The sequence below is a fragment of the Streptomyces sp. Y1 genome (genome assembly GCF_041053115.1).
Taxonomy (GTDB): Bacteria; Actinomycetota; Actinomycetes; order Streptomycetales; family Streptomycetaceae; genus Kitasatospora; species Kitasatospora rubellomurina.
Genome location: NZ_CP163445.1, coordinates 1596481 through 1612913, shown reverse-complemented (window position 1 = coordinate 1612913; position 16433 = coordinate 1596481). Strand labels below are relative to the sequence as shown.

Annotated in this window: 11 protein-coding genes; 4 read left to right on the top strand and 7 right to left on the bottom strand. The window is 75.7% G+C overall.

Going from position 1 to position 16433, the window contains the following annotated elements:
• Window positions 1–148 precede the first annotated feature (148 nt).
• The 3 genes from AB2U05_RS06780 to AB2U05_RS06770 all read right to left on the bottom strand — a co-directional run bounded on the left by AB2U05_RS06780 (window position 149) and on the right by AB2U05_RS06770 (window position 5955).
• Window positions 149–1048 (bottom strand): NAD(P)-dependent oxidoreductase, encoded by a 900-nt coding sequence (locus tag AB2U05_RS06780; RefSeq protein ID WP_369182720.1) that lies wholly within the window; start codon window positions 1046–1048, stop codon window positions 149–151.
• 104 nt (window positions 1049–1152) lie between these two features.
• Window positions 1153–2709 (bottom strand): MFS transporter, encoded by a 1557-nt coding sequence (locus AB2U05_RS06775; protein WP_369182719.1) that lies wholly within the window; start codon window positions 2707–2709, stop codon window positions 1153–1155.
• Between the two features lie 126 nt (window positions 2710–2835).
• Entirely contained in the window at window positions 2836–5955 is a 3120-nt protein-coding gene (locus tag AB2U05_RS06770; RefSeq protein ID WP_369182718.1) for a putative bifunctional diguanylate cyclase/phosphodiesterase, read from the bottom strand.
• A 279-nt stretch (window positions 5956–6234) separates the two neighbouring features.
• Here AB2U05_RS06770 and AB2U05_RS06765 point away from each other — a divergent pair, with 279 nt between their 5' ends.
• The 4 genes from AB2U05_RS06765 to AB2U05_RS06750 all read left to right on the top strand — a co-directional run bounded on the left by AB2U05_RS06765 (window position 6235) and on the right by AB2U05_RS06750 (window position 12891).
• Window positions 6235–9546: an amino acid adenylation domain-containing protein gene (locus tag AB2U05_RS06765; protein ID WP_369182717.1), complete on the top strand. Its 3312-nt coding sequence runs from the start codon at window positions 6235–6237 to the stop codon at window positions 9544–9546.
• A gap of 14 nt (window positions 9547–9560) precedes the next feature.
• The gene (locus AB2U05_RS06760; protein WP_369182716.1) at window positions 9561–10346 is read left to right on the top strand and encodes a leucyl/phenylalanyl-tRNA--protein transferase; all 786 of its coding nucleotides are present in this window, start codon (window positions 9561–9563) and stop codon (window positions 10344–10346) included.
• 75 nt (window positions 10347–10421) lie between these two features.
• Window positions 10422–12077: a hypothetical protein gene (locus AB2U05_RS06755; protein ID WP_369182715.1), complete on the top strand. Its 1656-nt coding sequence runs from the start codon at window positions 10422–10424 to the stop codon at window positions 12075–12077.
• A 52-nt stretch (window positions 12078–12129) separates the two neighbouring features.
• Window positions 12130–12891 (top strand): serine hydrolase, encoded by a 762-nt coding sequence (locus AB2U05_RS06750; RefSeq protein WP_369182714.1) that lies wholly within the window; start codon window positions 12130–12132, stop codon window positions 12889–12891.
• On the opposite strand, the gene AB2U05_RS06745 is transcribed toward AB2U05_RS06750, so the two are convergent.
• The 4 genes from AB2U05_RS06745 to AB2U05_RS06730 all read right to left on the bottom strand — a co-directional run bounded on the left by AB2U05_RS06745 (window position 12878) and on the right by AB2U05_RS06730 (window position 16332).
• The gene (locus tag AB2U05_RS06745) at window positions 12878–14011 is read right to left on the bottom strand and encodes an aminotransferase class I/II-fold pyridoxal phosphate-dependent enzyme (protein ID WP_369182713.1); all 1134 of its coding nucleotides are present in this window, start codon (window positions 14009–14011) and stop codon (window positions 12878–12880) included. The genes AB2U05_RS06750 and AB2U05_RS06745 overlap by 14 nt on opposite strands.
• A 128-nt stretch (window positions 14012–14139) precedes the next feature.
• Complete coding sequence (locus AB2U05_RS06740; RefSeq protein ID WP_369182712.1) at window positions 14140–15273, bottom strand: FAD-dependent monooxygenase; 1134 nt, start codon at window positions 15271–15273, stop codon at window positions 14140–14142.
• Window positions 15274–15315: 42 nt separating this feature from the next.
• Complete coding sequence (locus AB2U05_RS06735) at window positions 15316–15915, bottom strand: ATP/GTP-binding protein (protein WP_369182711.1); 600 nt, start codon at window positions 15913–15915, stop codon at window positions 15316–15318.
• A gap of 6 nt (window positions 15916–15921) precedes the next feature.
• Entirely contained in the window at window positions 15922–16332 is a 411-nt protein-coding gene (locus tag AB2U05_RS06730) for a DUF742 domain-containing protein (RefSeq protein ID WP_045699130.1), read from the bottom strand.
• Between the last annotated feature and the right edge of the window lie 101 nt (window positions 16333–16433).

The window sequence follows — 16433 nt, the reverse complement described above, 5'->3', positions numbered from 1 at the left end:
AGCCCTCCGTCACCTCCGCGGCGACCGCGCGCAGTTCCGGCTCGGTGTCGGCGACTTCGGCCGTCACGGCGCCGGCCGGGCACATGGTGGCCCGGCCGCGTGATGCCCCCGACCACGGCCACCGCCTCGCCCGCCTCCTCGGCAGTGCCTAGCGATCGCCCTGGCGCAGGAGGTCGACGAGGCCGGTGAGGTCCTCGTCGGGGGAGCCGGTGGCGAGGCGGCGCTGCATCAGGTGGAAGAGGGGGGTGAGGAGTTCGGGGCTGACGCCCTGCTCCTGGGCGGTGCCGAGGAGGGTGTGGCGGCCGGCGGCCTGCATGGCGAGGTTGGAGACGACGCCGGTGGTGTAGTCGCCGCTCTCCAGGCGGCGGGCGGTGTCGGGGACGGCGGCGGTCATGGTGGTGAGCCAGTCGGTGATGAGGGGGGCCAGGTCGGTGGGGGCGACGGTTTCGTCGCGGATCAGGGCGAAGGCGTGGGTGAGGCCGGCGAACATGCCGTACATGGCGCTGAGCAGGGCCACGTCGTGCAGGGCCGCGTGGCCGGCGTCCTCGCCGACGTAGCGGGTGTCGGCGGGGGCGGCGAGGGTGGCGCGGTGCTCGTCGAAGAGGGCGGCCGAGCCGCTGTAGAAGACGTACGGGCCGGCCGCCGGGACGCCGATCATCGGGGGGACGGCCATGATGCCGCCGTCCAGGTAGCGGGCGCCGCGCTCGGCGGCCCAGGCGGCGCGGGAGCGGGCCTGGGCGGGGGTGCCGGTGACCAGGTTGACCACGTCCTTGCCGGTCAACTCCGCGTCGGCCAAGGCCTGTTCGACGGAGGCGTCGTCGAGCAGGCAGACCACCACCAGCCGGTTCGCCGCGACGGCCTCGGCGGCGGTGGCGGCGACGGTGGCGCCCTCGGCGGCGAGCGCTTCGGCGCGGGCGGCGGTGCGGTTCCAGACGGTGAGCGGGTGTCCGGCGGCGAGCCAGGCACGGCCGAGGGCGGCGCCCATGGCGCCGAGGCCGAGCAGGGTGACGGGGGTCTTGGCAGGAGTCTCAACGGGGTTGTGCGTCATGCGAACCAGCCTCCGTTGCGCACCGGTCGGTGATCAAGTACGCACTTTTCGGTGGGGTGGTCACCCGGGGGTGAGTGACCAGGTCAACCGCGTGCGGGCCCGGGCTACCGGGTGCGGGTGGGCCGCAGGAGGACGGCGATCAGCACGCCGAGGGCCAGGCCGACCGCCGCGAGGCCCCACAGGACGGAGTGGAACGCCGCATCGTAGGCGTGCGCGAGGAAGGCCGTGAAGCCCTCGGGGTCGGTGGCGCCGGACAGGTGGGCGGCGCCGCCGAGGTCGCCGCCGGCGGCGCGGTCGGTGACGGGGCCGGCGAGCGGGGCGGCGGCGCCCGGCTGGCTGCCGATGCCGTCGCGGATGCGGGCGCCGAGGGCGGTGGCGAGCGCGGAGCCGTACGCGGCGACGGCGACGGCCTCGCTGCCGAGGCGCAGGGTGTTGAGGAATCCGGCCGCCATGCCCGCCTTGGCCGGGTCGACCAGGGCCAGCGCCTGGCCGTCGACCAGCCCGGCGGACAGGCCCATGCCGGCGCCGGTGACGAGCATCGGCGCGGCCAGCGCCAGCACGGTGACGGACGGTGAGAGCAGCGTCAGGGCGAGGTCCCCGACGACGAGGCAGGCCAGGCTGAGCACGATCAGGGCGAGCGCCGAGACGCCCCGGGCGACCAGCTTGACGGCGAGCAGCGGGCAGGCCAGCACCGGCGCGGTGAGCAGCAGCATGAGCAGCCCGGCCGAGCCGGTGTCGCGGCCGGTGACGGCGGTGAGGTAGCTCGGCAGGTAGGTGAGCAGGGTGACGAAGCCGAAGGAGGCGGCGACGGGGACGAGGCACAGGCCGAGGAAGCGGCGGTCGCGCAGCACGCTCAGGTCGAGCAGCGGGTGGGTGCTGCGCCGTTCGACGGCGGTGAACAGGGCGAGCGCGAGGGCCGTGCCGGCCAGCAGGCCGAGCACCCCGGTGCTGCCCCAACCCCACTGGGAGCCCTGGACGATGGCGGTGGTGAGCAGCACCATGGCGAGGACGAACAGGGCGCTGCCGGGGAGGTCGATCCGCCCGCCGCCGCCCGAACCGGCGGGCACCGTACGGGAGATGGCCGGCACAGCGAGCAGGACGGCGGCGAGGGCGACGGCGTGCGCGGCGAACACCCAGCGCCAGCCGAGGGTTTGGACGAGCGCGCCGCCGAGGGAGGGGCCGAGGGCGACGCCGAGGCCCGCGACGGTGCCGAACAGGGCGAAGGCCCGGGCGCGGGCGGGGCCGGCGAAGGCGGTGGAGAGGAGGGCGGCGCCGCAGGAGAAGATCGCGGCGCCGCCGATGCCGGTGAGGGCGCGGGCGGCGTCGAGCCAGCGGACGTCGGTGGCGGCGGCGCTGGCGAGCGAGCCGGCGGCGTAGAGGGCGACGCCGGCGGCGAAGGCCCTGACCCGGCCGACGACGTCGGCGACGGAGCCCCAGACGAGGGTGAAGCAGGCGAAGGCGACGTTGAAGGCGTTGACGACCCACTGCAGCGGCGCGAGCCCGGCGTGGGTGTCGGCGCCGATGTCGGGGAGGGCGACGGCGGTGCCGGAGATGGACATGGGGACGACGAACACCGCGAGCAGGACGGCCGCGAGGGTGAGGGTCCGGCCGGGCGCCGGTTCGTCGACGGCGGTGGGCGGCGGCGTGGTCTGTGTGCTCATGCGGCGGGGCTCCAGGCAGGCTCGACCGGGCCGCACGCGGCGGCCAGGTAAGGATCTGATCGAACCTTAAGGTGGCATGGCCGCCAGGTTCGACGCAAGCCGCACCTGAGAAATGTTCGGACGGCCTCAGCGCGGCTCGTGCGTGGCGTCGCGCACGAGCGCGCGCGCCTGCCCGGCCGTCAGCGGGTGGGCGAAGAGGTAGCCCTGCCCGAGCGGGCAGCCCATGGCGGCGAGCAGGTCGCGCTGCTCGGGCTGCTCGATGCCCTCGGCGATGACGCTGACGCCCAGGGTCTCGGCGATCCGGGTGATGCCCTCGACCAGCGCGTGCTGCTGCGGGGAGTGGCCGAGCCCGTCGATGAAGGACTTGTCGATCTTGAGGATGGAGATCGGGAACTCCCGCAGGTAGGACAGCGAGGAGTAGCCGGTGCCGAAGTCGTCGATGGCGATGCCGACGCCCAGGCCGTCCAGGGTCGCCATGTCGTCGTTGATCCGGTCGTCGCGGCGCATCAGCACGGACTCGGTCAGCTCCAGGACCAGCGAGCACGGCGGCAGGCCGGAGGTGCCGAGGGCGTGCCGCACCACGTCGACGAAGCCCGGGTCGCGGAACTGGCGGGCCGAGACGTTGACGTTGACCCGCAACGGCGCCCGGCCGGCGGCCGTCCGCACGGCCGAACTCACCGCGTGCCAGCCGGCCGCCTCCTGGGTGGCCCGCTCCAGCACCCAGGCGCCGAGCGGCACGATCTGGCCGCTCTCCTCGGCGAGCGCGATGAACTCGTCGGGCAGCACCATGCCGCGCCGGTCGTGCGGCCAGCGCACCAGCGCCTCGAAGGAGACCAGGTCGCCCGTGCGCAGGTCGACGATCGGCTGGTAGTACAGCTGGAAGGCCGATTCGGCGATCGCCACGTCCAGGTGCTCGTTCAGCTCGTGCCGCTCCACCAGCCCCGCCTGCAGGGCGGGCCGGTAGTGGCGCCACTGGCGGCGCCCGGCCGCCTTCGCCGCGTACAGCGCCAGGTCGGCGTGGGTGAGCAGCTCGGCCGCGTCCACGCTGTCCTCGGTGGTCGCCACCCCGATGCTCGCCCCCACCCGGACGGCGCCCGCGCGCAGCCGGAACGGCTCGGCGAACACCCCGAGCACCACGTCCGCGATCGCGTCCACGTCGCCGGGCGCCAGCGCGTCCTCCACCAGCACCGCGAACTCGTCGCCGCCGAGCCGGGCCGCCGTGTCCGAGCTGCGCAGCGCCGTCGAGATCCGCAGCGACACCGCCACCAGCAGCTCGTCGCCGACCGCGTGCCCCTGGGTGTCGTTGACCATCTTGAAGTCGTCCAGGTCGATGAACAGCACCCCGGTGACGGCCCCGCTGCGCTCCCCGCGCGACAGCGCGTGGCCGACCCGGTCGGCGAACAGCACCCGGTTGGCCAGCCCGGTCAGCGAGTCGTGGAAGGCCCGGTGGGTCAGCTCGCGCTCCATCCGGCGCTGCTCGGTCACGTCGCGCAGGGTGAGCACCAGGCCGGCGACGGTCGGGTCGGCGCGCAGGTCGGTGTGCCGGACCTCGGCCTCGATCGGGGTGCGGTCCTGGCGCAGCAGCCGCCAGTGCTCGCGCGGCTGCTCACTGCGGCTGCCGGGCGGCGGGTCGGCCGGCCCGCGCATCCGGGAGAGCGCCTTGCCGACCTCCCGGCTGTCCTCCGGCGGGACGAGCTCGGTGAAGCGCCGCCCGTCCAGGCTCGGGTAGCCGAGCACCTGCTCGGCGGAGGAGGAGGCGTAGCGCACGCCGTCGTCCTCGTCGAGGATCAGGATGACGTCGCTCGCGTTCTGCACCAGGGTGCGGAAGTACAGCTCGCTGTTGCGGCGGGTCACCTCCCGGCTCAGCACCACCCGCTCGACGGCCAGCGCGGCCTGCGCGGCCAGGATCTCCAGCGAGCCCCACAGGCTGGTCAGCTCCTGCTCGGTGCCGGTGACGACCAGCGCGCCGATCAGCGGATCGCCGGACGGGCGCTCGGCCAGGGTGAGCGGGCTCAGCAGGGCGGCGGGCATGCCGCCGAGGCGGGCGGCCAGGGTGCCGGGCAGCCCGGCGGTGGGCAGCAGCCGGGTCTCCCGGTCGGCGGCCAGCGCCAGCAGCTCGGCGTCGACCGGCGTGTCGGGGCCGGTGGCGGACTCGGCCCGGGAGACCGCCAGCACGGCGGCGTGCCCCGACTCGGCGGGCATCAGCGTGGCCGCGGCCGCCTGCACCGCCGCCGCGACCTCCTCCACCGCGACGGCCGCGGTCAGCCGGGCGCCCGCCTCGCGCAGCGTCCGCTCCCGGGCGACGGCCTGCCGCCGGGCCGCGACCACGACCGCCAGCCGGGCCAGCACCAGCAGGTACAGCACCGCCGAGAACGCGCCGATCACGCCCGCGTTGGTGGTGTTCCCGTCCAGCGACTCGACGATCAGGATCGCCGGGGCGATCAGCGCGGCCAGCGTGAGCAGGGTGAACCGGGCCGGGCCGAGGTCCGGCTGCTGGGTGGGCACCGGCCGGGTCAGCTCGACCATCGACGGGTGCAGCGCCGCCGCGCCCCACGCGGTGTAGAACGCCGCCCAGCCCAGCTCCACCGGGGTGCCGATGTGCCAGGTGCCGTGCAGCTGGATCAGCCCGTACAGCACGTCCGAGGTCAGGATGCCCAGGGTGCCCACGGCGAGCAGCTGCAGCGAGCGGGAGCTGCCGCCGCGCGGGGTGATCAGCCGCAGCAGCAGGGCGAGGACCAGGATGTCGCCGAGCGGGTAGGCGATCGAGACGGCCTTCTGCAGCCAGGACAGGTCCGGGTTCCGGGCGTACGGCAGGATCAGGTAGATCCACGACAGCAGGGCGAGGCCGATGGTGGGGATCAGCGCGTCCAGCAGCCCGGCGTGGTCCTGACGGGCCGTCCGCCACCGGATGAAGCCGAGCGCGCCGGCCGCGTACAGCACGAACTCGGCCAGGTAGAAGCCGTCCGCGACGGACGGGAACGGGTTGGGCCGGTGCAGGATGTCCAACTGGACGGCCTGCACCACCTCGCCCGCCGTGAAGCTCAGGTTGGCCAGCGCCAGCAGGTACCAGCAGGACGCGTGCGCCGGGCGGTTGAGCCGCACGCCCAGCACGATCGCGGCGACGCCGCCGAGGCCGATGCCCGTCCACCAGATGATGCGCTGCGCCGGGTCGAGGTAGTAGATGCCGGTGAACACCACCATCCAGAGGAGGTAGCAGGTCATCAGTCGCTGTCGCCGACGGGTCAACGAGGCTACCTCCTCCGCGACTTCACCCGGCCGCTCGGGTCGGGGAGGACGGGCGGGGGCGGGTCGGGCCGGCACCGGCCCAGCGGCGCCCGGCGGGTCGACGGGTCGACGGCCGGGCGTGCTCCGGTGCCCTGTGGTGCGCACCGCGCGTCCGTCACCGACAGGGCCACGCCCGGATCCCCGTGGGGCCGTTCGCGTGTCGTCGGTGCGGCGCGAGTGCGTATAGTCGGAAATGTCGCATCTCCCAGCATTCTGCCGCCACAGCACGAGGTCAAGCCGGTGGACGACGCAGCAGACAGCGCACGGGGCGCGGACAAGGATGCGCGGACCGCCCGTCACGCCGTGGTCCGCGACGGCCACGGTCGGTGCGCGCTCTGGCCCGGTGACCTGGCCGTCCCGGACGGCTGGCGGGCGGTGTACGGCCCCGCCGGGCGCGAGGACTGCCGGGCCTGGGTCGAGCGCGAATGGCGGCCCGTCGACCTGGGCTTCCCCGGCGACCCGGACCGGACGACGGACCGAGGGGACGGCGGGGACGGCGGGGACACCGTGCCCGGACTCTTCCGCGCCCGGGCCGCGCGCGAGCCGGAGGCGACCGCCGTCCACGCCGAGGACGGCACCCTCAGCTACCGCGAACTCGACCGGCGCAGCGAGCGATTGGCGGCCGCGCTGCGCGCCCGCGGGGTCGGCCCCGAGCAGGTGGTGCCGGTCTGCCTGGAACGCGGCACCGGCCTGCTGGTCGCCTGGCTGGCGGTGCTCCGCGCCGGCGGCGCGCTGCTGCCCCTGGACCCGGCGAGCCCCGCGCGGCGGCTGGCCGCACTGGTCGAGGACTGCGGGGCGCGGGTCGCGGTCACCGAGGGCCCCGGGCTGCCGGGCGTCGACCACCTGACGGTGGACACCGACGGCCCGGAGGTGCCCGTCGAGCCGCCGGGCCCCGACGACCTCGCCTACCTGATCTACACCTCCGGCACCACCGGCCGCCCCAAGGGCGTGCCCGTCACCCACCGCGCCCTGCTGTTCACCCTGCAACGGGTGATCCGCGCCTACCGGCTCGCCCCCGGCGAACGCGTCCTGCACCTCGCCGCACTCGGCTTCGACACCGCCCTGGAACAGGCCCTCGCCCCGCTGCTCGCCGGCGCCACCGTCACCCTCGGCGGCGCCCCCGCCTGGGCGCCCACCGAACTCGCCGACCGGCTGCGCACCGACCGCCTCGCCGTCGCCGACCTCACCCCCGCCTACTGGCACCAGCTGCTGCACCTGCTGCCGCCCGCCGGGCCCGCCCCGAACGGCCTGCGGCTGCTCGTCGTCGGCGGGGACACCGTGCACGCCGACGACTGCCGCACCGGCCTGGCCCGGCTGCCCGGCGTCCGCCTGCTCAACGCCTACGGCGTCACCGAGGCGGCCGTCACCTCCACCCTCTGCGAGCTCACCCCCGCCCTGCTCGACGCCCCCGGCGGCGCGGCCGGCCCCGCCGCGCCCGTGCCGATCGGCCGCCCGCTGCCCGGCGTGCGCGTGCACGTCCTGGACGCCCGGCTCAACCCCGTCCGGCCCGGCGAGAAGGGCGAGATCCACCTCGCCGGGCCCGGCCTCGCCCGCGGCTACTGGCGCAGCCCCGCCCTCACCGCCGAATCCTTCCTGCCCGACCCGTACGCGCCGACCCCCGGCGAGCGGATGTACCGCACCGGCGACGCCGGACGCTGGCGCCCGGACGGCGAACTGGAGATCCTCGGCCGCTTCGACGACCAGGTGAAGATCCGCGGCCACCGCGTCGACCCCGCCGAGATCGAAGCCGTCCTCGCCGCCCACCCCGACGTCCGCCAGGCCCGGATCGCCGCGGACGGCACCGGCCCGGACGGCACCCGCACCCTCACCGCCTACTACACGCCGCGCGGCCCCCGCGACGGCGGGCAGCCGCGCACCCGCCCCGAGGAGCTGCGCACCCACCTCGCCGAACGGCTGCCCGCGCACCTCGTCCCGGCGGCGTTCGTGCCCCTGGAGGCCATGCCGCTCACCCCGGCGGGCAAGATCGACCGGCGACGGCTGCCGCAGGCCGCGACCGCCCCGGGCACGGCCGCCCCGGACGGCGCCGCCCCGGACACGGCCGCCCCGCGCGAGCCCCGGGCACCCGCCCGCGGGACGGAGGCCACCCTCGGACAGCTCTGGGCCGACCTCCTCGGCACCGAACGCGTCGGCCCCGACGAGGACTTCTTCGCCCTCGGCGGCACCTCGCTGCTCGCCATGGAGATGCTCGCCCGCGCCCGCACCGTCTTCGGCCTCGACGTCGGCCACGTCCGCACCCTCACCCGCGCCCTGCTGCGCGCCCCCACCCTGCGCGCCTTCGCCACCGCCCTGCGGGCCGCCCGCGAAGGACACGACGGCGGTGAGGGCGCCGTCGACTGGGCCACCGAGGCCCGACTCGCCACGCCCGTACGGCAGTCCTGGAGCCCCCCGCCCAGCCGCGCCGAACCCGCCGAGATCCTGCTCACCGGCGCCACCGGCTTCTGCGGCGCCCACCTGCTGCACACCCTGCTCGCCACCACCCGGGCCCGCGTCCACTGCCTCGTCCGCGCCCCCGACGAGGAACACGCCCTGGAACGGCTGCGCGCCGCCCACCAGCGCTTCCTGCGCCACGACCTCGCCGACCCCCGGGTGGTGCCGCTGGTCGGCGACCTCACCCGGCCCTCGCTCGGACTGACGGACCGTCAGTTCGACTGGCTGGCCGACCACCTGGACGCCGTCCACCACCTCGGCGGACAGGTCAACTTCCTCTACCCGTACCACCAGCTGCGCGCCGCCAACGTCGCCGGCACCCGGGAGGTCGTCCGGCTCGCCGGACACCGCCGGGGCGTCCCCGTGCACTACCTCTCCACCCTCGCCGTCCTCGCCGGCTTCGGCGCCGCCGGCATCGGCGAGGTCAGCGAACGCACCCCGCTCGCCCACCCCGACCGGCTCGGCGTCGGCTACGTCGAGAGCAAGTGGGTCGCCGAACGGCTGCTGCACCAGGCGGCGGCCGCCGGACTGCCGGTCACCGTCCTGCGCACCAACGACGTCACCGGCGACAGCACCACCGGTGCCATGAACACCGGCACCGAACTCTGCGCGCTGATCGCCTACTTCGCCGACAGCGGCAGCTACCCCGACGTCCGGCTGCCGCTCGACTTCGTCCCCGCCGACCGCTTCGCCGAGGCCGTCGCCCACATCGCCGCACACGCCCCCGCCGACGGCGAGGTCTACCACCTCACCTCCCCGGAACCGGCCGACCTCGCCGACCTCGCCGACCGGCTCCGCGCCCGCGGCCACCGGATCGAGCGCCTCCCGTACGACGAGTGGGTGCGACGGCTGATCCGCTACGCCGCCGGGCACCCCACCCACCCGATCGCGCCGTTCGTCCCGCTCTTCGTCGACCGCGCGCCGGGGAGCGAACTCACCATCAGCGAGCTGTACTTCAGGCCGACCTTCCCGACCTTCGACCGGGAGAACACCGAGACGGCGCTGGCCGGCAGCGGCATCGAGCTGCCCGCCGTCGACGCCGCCCTGCTCGACCACTACCTGGACCGGCTGGCGGCGGACGGGTTCCTCGGAGCGCCGGGATGAGCGGGGGCGCCGGGATGAGCGGGGGCACCGGGGCGAGCGTCTTCGACCGGTTGGACCTCCCACACGCCCCCGGGGACGGGCCGGTGGCGTTCGGCGGGGTGCTCGGGCCGGCGGAGCTGCTGGCCGCGTACCGGTGCGGGCTGTTCCCGCTGCCCGCCGCGGACGAGTTCGTCGCGGCCTACGCCGAGGCGCGGTACGGGGACGCGGTCGACGCCGGGGAGATCGCCCTGCTGCCGGGCGCGTCGGCCGCCGACGACCCGTACGGGCTCGCCTGGTGGTCGCCCGACCCCCGGCCGGTCATCCCCGTGGACGGCGTGCGGCTGCCGAGCCGGCTCGCCCGGCGGCTGCGCAACGGCGTGTCCTGGTGGACCAGTGCGGACCGCGCCTTCGGGCAGGTCCTCGCGGCCTGTGCCGAAGGGCGTCAACCGGCTTGGCTCACCGCCGAGTTGCGCGGCGTGCTGGAGCAGCTGAACGCGGTGGGCGCGGCGCACAGCGCGGAGGTGTGGGAGGGGGAGGAGCTGGTCGGCGGCGTGTTCGGCGTCGTCGCCGGGCCCGTGCTGAGCCTGGACTCGATGTTCCGCCGCCGCCCGGACGCCGCCCGGGTCGCCGTCGCGGACCTCGCGGCCCGGTTCGGCACGGCCGGCGGGCGGCTGCTGGACGCCCAGTGGGACGGGCCGCACGTGCGCAGCCTCGGCGCGGTGCCGGCGCCGCGCGCCCGGTACCTGGCGGAGCTGGCCGCCGAGGCGGATCTCACACCGCTGGATCCGGAGCCGCTCCCGGCGGCGCGACTAGTAGGCTGACCTGCGGAATCGTCCGCATCGAGCGCGTTGACCCCGCTTCGACAAAATGATTCCTCGTCAGTAACATGACGCCGCGTGTTCAAACCCTCGATAGCCAGGGCCGCCGGCCCGGCGCTCCTCTCCCTCCTCCTCGTCGGGGCCGCCGGCTGCGGCCGTGCCAGTGCCCCCGCCGGTGCGCAGTCCGCGCCCGATCCGACCGCCACCGCCGCCGCGAGCACCACGACCGCCGGGGGCAGCCCGGCCGCCGCCGCGCCCGCCAACGGCACGCCGCACGCCCGGGCCGGGGCGCCCGCCACCGGCCGCCCGCAGCAGGGCGGCGCGGCGCCGGTCACCGCCGCCCCGGCGGGCGACCACCACGCCGCGATCGGCAACCCGGGCAAGGACGGCGGTGCCGTCACCGCCACCACGACCAACCTGCAGCTCACCGGGTACGACGCGGCGGCCGGCACGGCCGTGCTGTCGGCCGGCGGCTCCGGCGCGGCCCCGAGCACGGCCCCGGCGCCGAGCACGGCCCCGAGCCAGGGCGCGGCGCCCGCCGTCCAGGCCGGCCAGCTGATCGCCAGCCCGCCCACCGCCGCCGCGCCGCAGGGCGCGCTGGTCGCCGTCACCGGCGTCAAGCCGGGCGTGGGCGACAGCCTCGCCCTCACCACCCGCCCCGCCACGCTGAGCGAACTGCTCGGCGCCACCGAGGCGGACGGCCAGGTGCCGGTCGACGCGCACGGCATCACCGTCACGCCGCTGGTCAAGGACCTCACGTCCACGGTCAGCGCGGACGCCGTCCCCGGCGCGAAGGCGGACGGCCCGAAGGCGGACGGCCCGAAGACGGACGGCCCGAAGACTGACGGCGCCGTGCAGGCCGACTTCAAGGAGTCGGCCCTCGCGGACGGCGGCAACGGCGGCAACGGCGGAGCCGGCGTCAGCGGCGGCATCAAGGCGGACGCCTCCGGCACCCTGAAGATCGACGTCAAGGCGCCCGTCCCGCTGCCGGACGGCCTCAGCCTGGAGGCCGCCGGCTCCCTCCAGCTGCACCCCGCCGTGCACTTCGCCTACCACGGCGCCTCCGGCGGCAGCCCGCGCACCGCCTCGGTCGGCTTCGACGTGGACGCCCACGCGCAGTGGAAGGTCACGGGCGACGCCGCCCGCGGCACCGGCGCCCAGCCCGTCCGGGTGCCGTTCGCCAAGCTGCAGGCCAGCCCGGTGCTGACCGTCGCCGGCCTGCCGATCGTGGTCAACCTCGGCCTCACCTGCTACCTGGAGGTCGGTGCGGACGGCCAGGTGCACCTGGAGGCCGAGCAGGACGCGGCCGGCACCTGGGCCGTGAAGGCCGACTACACCGGCGGCAAGGGCTGGGCGTCGACGACCAGCGCCGACACCAAGGTCTCCCCGGTGCACGTGAAGCTCAACGGCAAGGCCGCGGTGCGCGCCGCGCTGGGCGCCGAGGTCAACGTCGGCCTGTACGACACGGTCGGCGTCGAGGCCACCGTCGCCCCCTACCTGAGCGCCCGCGCCGAGGGCTCGCTGGTCGCCGACTCCTCGGGCAAGGCGCCGCAGGCGCAGGGCAGTTGGTCGCTGGTCGGCGGTGTCGACCTGAACGGCAGCCTGCTCGCCCACCTGAAGATCTTCGGCACCCCGCTGTTCGAGAAGAAGATCCCGCTGCCGCCGTTCCACCGCGAATGGCCGCTGCTCGGCGGCTCGGCGGCGCTCCCGTCCGCCCGCCCGAGCGCCGGCTGAGGCCCTCGCGCCTCCTTCCGCCGTCGCCCGCACCCGCACTACGCTGGCCGCCATGCTGTCCATCGTGGTGGCCCCCTGGGCGGGCGACGCGGAGCCGGTGTTCACCCGGCACCCGGACGAACTGTACGACGCGGCGAGCACCATGAAGGTCGCGGTGCTCGCCGCGCTGCACCGCGGCGGGGCCGACCTCGACGCCGAGGTGCCGGTGGAGAACCGCTTCGAGTCCGTCGTCGGCGGGGAGTTCGGCAACCTGCGGGACTGGGACAGCGACGAGCTGCCCTGGCGGCTGCTCGGCGGCCGGGCCCCGCTGCGGCTGCTCGCCGAGCGGATGATCACCCACTCCTCCAACCTGGCCACCAACCTGTGCCTCACCCGCACCGACCAGCGGGCGGTGGCCGAGGTGTGGCGCCGTGCCGGGGCGACCCGCAGCGCCAGCCCGCGCGGCATCGAGGACTACGCGGCGCGCTCCGCCGGCATCCACAACCTGGTCACCGCGCGGGACTTGGTGCGGCTGCTGCGCTCGCTCGCCGACGAGCCGGAGCTGCTGGCCCTGCTGGAGCGCAACGCCTTCCGGGTGGACGTCGCGGCCGGGCTGCCGCCGGGCACCCGGATCGCCTTCAAGAACGGCTGGGTCCCCGGCGCCCGGCACTGCGTCGGCCTGGTGCACCCGTCGGACTGCCCGCCCTACCTCCTCGCGGTCTGCTACACCGGCCCGCTCGCCGACGGCAGCGACCGCACCGACCCGGCGGCCCGCCTGCTCGCCCGCGTCTCGGCGGCGGTGTGGCGGCGGCGCGCGGAGATCACCCCGCGCTGAGCGCGCCCCGAGTGTTGGTTCCGGGGGTTCCGATGGTTCCGAGGATTCCGAGCGTGCGAAGCCCCTCCAGCGCGGGCTCGTTGAGCAGGTTGATCCGTACGAAGCCTTCGTGGCCGGTGAGTTCGAAGTGGCGCTGGTCGAGGGCGAGCAGCCGGTCGGCGGGCGCGGCGGGGCGGGCGAACAGGAAGTAGCCGGTGTCGACCGGGCTGTCGGCGAGCAGCGCGCCACCGGCCAGCAGGCGGCGGTGGTTGGCGCGGACGTGCTCGATCAGCCGCCGGTTGCCCTCGCCGTCGAGCATCAGGTCGGCGGCGCGGTGAGCGAACAGCCGGTCGGCGGCGGTGGCGTCCCCGTGCAGGTTGAGGTGCAGCTCGGCGAGCGGTTCGCGCAGGGCGGCGGGGGTGATCAGGTGGGCGCAGCGGTAGCCGTGGATCGACAGGGACTTGGTGGGGCAGACCAGGCGCAGGGTGAGGTCGGCGGGCAGTGCGGCGCTCTCCTCGCGGCGGCCGCCGTCCCAGCGCAGGTACTGGAACGTCCCGTCGACGAACACCGTCGAGCCCGTGGCCAGTTGCCACTCGGCGATCCGGGCGAGGAGCCCGGCCGGAACGGGCCGCCCGGTGTACCAGAGCGGGTCGGTGAGCAGCAGGACGCTCCGCTCGTCGGGCAACTCGGCCGTGAAGCCCGGCTGGTGGGCGTGCAGCGGGCTGACCGGGACGGGCTCGATGCCGAACTGTCGGAAGAAGTAGGCGAACTTGTAGTAGACGGGCGGCAGGTAGTGGACCCGGCGCACGCCGGTGAGCCGCAGCCAGGTGCAGAAGGTGCCGAGCAGGCCGCTGGACCCGGCGGCCGGGATGACCTGTTCCGGGCCGATCGCCACGCCGTCCCAACGGCTGTGCAGCCGGGCGATCTTGGCGCGCAGCGCGTGGTCCTCGTCGAGGGCGGCGTAGCGGGTGACGTCGGTGAGGCGGTGCGGCGGGGTGTCGGCGAGCGGGCCGAGGTAGTCGGCGACGAAGGGGTGGCCGCCGTTGTAGTCGGAGACGAACAGCCGCCCGCCGGGCCGCTGCCGCTCGCGTTCGATCTCCTCGTGCAGGTCGAGCATGCGGAACAGGGACGCCTGCGTCACCGGAAACCCCCCGGACTGATGGCCGTTCAGGTCGCCCGCCAGCCTGCTACGGGCTCCCGCGCGGTGGCAAGTACGCGCGGGAGCCCCGGGGTGCGTCAGCAGGCCGGCCGGGCTCAGTGCGGCCGGCCTCAGTACGGCTGGACGAGGACGTGGGTCGCGCCGGGGACGCCGACCTCGAGCAGGGCGTCCTCCTCCTCGGTGGTGGGGGTGCCGGTCTCCTGCTTGAGGACGGCCCGGGAGAGCGCCTGGACCCACAGGGCGCGCGGCCTGCGCCGCTCCTCCCAGGCGGTGAGCGCGGACGGGACGTCGGGGGCGGCGTCCAGGGCCTGGGCGAGGACGAGGGCGTCCTCGACGGCCATCGCGGCGCCCTGGGCGAGGTGCGGGGTGGAGGCGTGCGCGGCGTCGCCGGCCAGCACGATCCGGCCGAGGTGCCAGGGCCCCTCGACGGTGACCTGGGAGATCCGCGAGTACACCACGGCGGCCGGGTCGGTGACCTGGGCGAGGGCGTCGGCGATCGGGCCGCCGAAGCCGGCCAGGCGCTCGCGCAGCTGCTCGTGGGCCCGCTGCGGGTCGGGGCGGAAGTCCTCGGCCTCGGCGAACACCGAGCCCAGGTACATGAGTTCGTCGCTGATCGGGGTGAGCAGCGCCTTCGCCTTGAGGTTGCCGGTGGACATCAGCACGCCGTCCAGTCCGGGCGAACGCGGCAGGGTGACGCGCCAGTTGGCGAAGCCGGTGTACTCGGGCCGGTAGGCGTCGCCGTGGAGGCGGCGGCGCAGCGGCGAGCCGATGCCGTCGAAGCCGACCACCAGGTCGTAGCGGGCGTGGTGGCCGTCGGTGAGGGTGACGTCCACGCCCCGGGCGTCCTCGGCGAGTTCGGCGATGGTGGTGCCGAAGCGCAGCGCGGCGCCGGCGGCCGCGGCGGCCTCGGCGAGGACGCGGGCGAGGGCCGGGCGGGGAATGCCGTTGGCGGCGGGCGCCTCGCCCATCCGGGGCTGGGGGATGCGGGCGAGGACGGCGCCGGCCGGGTCGCAGACGGTCAGTGCCTCCCAGGCGAAGCCGGCGGCGAGGCAGGCGTCGAGCACGCCGATCTCGCGCATCACGTGCAGGGCGTTGGAGGGCTGGATGATGCCGACGCCGAGGGCCTCCGGCCCGTCGCGCAGTTCGGCGACGTCGACGTGGTGGCCGTTCCGGGCGAGGGCGGTGGCGGCGGTGAGGCCGCCGATGCCGCCGCCGTGGACGAGGACGCGCAGGGGTGGGGTCATGGGGCGGTGGTTCTCCGTACGGTCGACAGCGGGCGGGCGGGCTCAGCCGGCGGGGACGGCAGGGACGGCGGCGGCGAGGTCGATCAGGTGGTCGACGAGGGCGAGCAGCACGTCCCGGCCGAAGGCGCGTTCGCGGGCGTCGCCGATCAGCATCGGCACCTGCGGGTCGAGGTCGAGGGCGGCCCGGACCTCCTCCGGGGTGCGGGTGTTGTGGCCGTGGAAGCAGTTGATGGCGACCACGAAGGGGATGCCGCGGCCCTCGAAGAAGTCGATCGAGGCGAAGCTGGTGTCCAGGCGCCGGGTGTCGGCGATGACGACGCCGCCGAGGGCGCCGTTGACCAGGTCGTTCCACATGAACCAGAAGCGTTCCTGGCCGGGCGTGCCGAACAGGTAGACGACCAGCTCGGGGCTGACGGTGATCCGCCCGAAGTCCAGGGCGACGGTGGTGGTGTCCTTCTGGTCGACGCCGGCGAGGTCGTCGATGCCGACGCTGGCCCGGGTCAGGTACTCCTCGGTGCGCAGCGGGGCGATCTCGCTGACCGCGCCGACCATCGTGGTCTTGCCGACGCCGAAGCCGCCCGCGATGAGGATCTTGACGGCGGCCGGTGCTTCGACGGTGGTGCTGGGGTGGGGTGTTGCCATGGTGGTTCAGAGTCTCCGGAGTCCGTCGCGTACGGCCGATAGGAGGCCGTGGTCCAGGCCGGCCGCGCCCCGGCCCGCGCCCCCGCCCGTACCCGCGCGGCCGTCGCCGGCGGCGCGGGCCACCGCGAGCGGTGCCCGGGCGGTGAGCAGGCCCTGGGCGACCAGGTCGCCGAGAAGGATCTTGGTGACCGAGACCGGGAGGTCGAGGGCGGCCGCGAGTTCGGCCACGGCGGCCGGGCGCCGGCAGCGGTCGAGGATCTGCCGGTGCTCGGGCTGCAGGGCGCGCGGCCCGGACCGGCTGCCGCGGGCCAGGGCGGCGTCGGCGGCCTCCCCGTTGGTGGTCAGCACGGTGATGAGGGTGAGGTCGTCGCGCTCGGGCGCGGTGCGGCCGCGGGTGATGGTGTACGGGCGGACCATGATGCCGCCGTCGTCCTCGGCGTCCTGCTCGGCCAGTTCGCTCCAGTGCGGCGGCCGGACGGCCCGGTCCGCTGCGTCAGCGTCCGCGCCGTCCCGCCCGT

What these genes read in the sequence shown, in the direction of transcription:
- AB2U05_RS06760 (WP_369182716.1), top strand. Translation starts at nt 9,561, where the DNA reads ATGAGCGGGGGCACCGGGGCGAGCGTCTTCGACCGGTTGGACCTCCCA.
- AB2U05_RS06730 (WP_045699130.1), bottom strand. Translation starts at nt 16,332, where the DNA reads ATGGTCCGCCCGTACACCATCACCCGCGGCCGCACCGCGCCCGAGCGC.
- AB2U05_RS06775 (WP_369182719.1), bottom strand. Translation starts at nt 2,709, where the DNA reads ATGAGCACACAGACCACGCCGCCGCCCACCGCCGTCGACGAACCGGCG.
- AB2U05_RS06740 (WP_369182712.1), bottom strand. Translation starts at nt 15,273, where the DNA reads ATGACCCCACCCCTGCGCGTCCTCGTCCACGGCGGCGGCATCGGCGGC.
- AB2U05_RS06750 (WP_369182714.1), top strand. Translation starts at nt 12,130, where the DNA reads ATGCTGTCCATCGTGGTGGCCCCCTGGGCGGGCGACGCGGAGCCGGTG.
- AB2U05_RS06780 (WP_369182720.1), bottom strand. Translation starts at nt 1,048, where the DNA reads ATGACGCACAACCCCGTTGAGACTCCTGCCAAGACCCCCGTCACCCTG.
- AB2U05_RS06735 (WP_369182711.1), bottom strand. Translation starts at nt 15,915, where the DNA reads ATGGCAACACCCCACCCCAGCACCACCGTCGAAGCACCGGCCGCCGTC.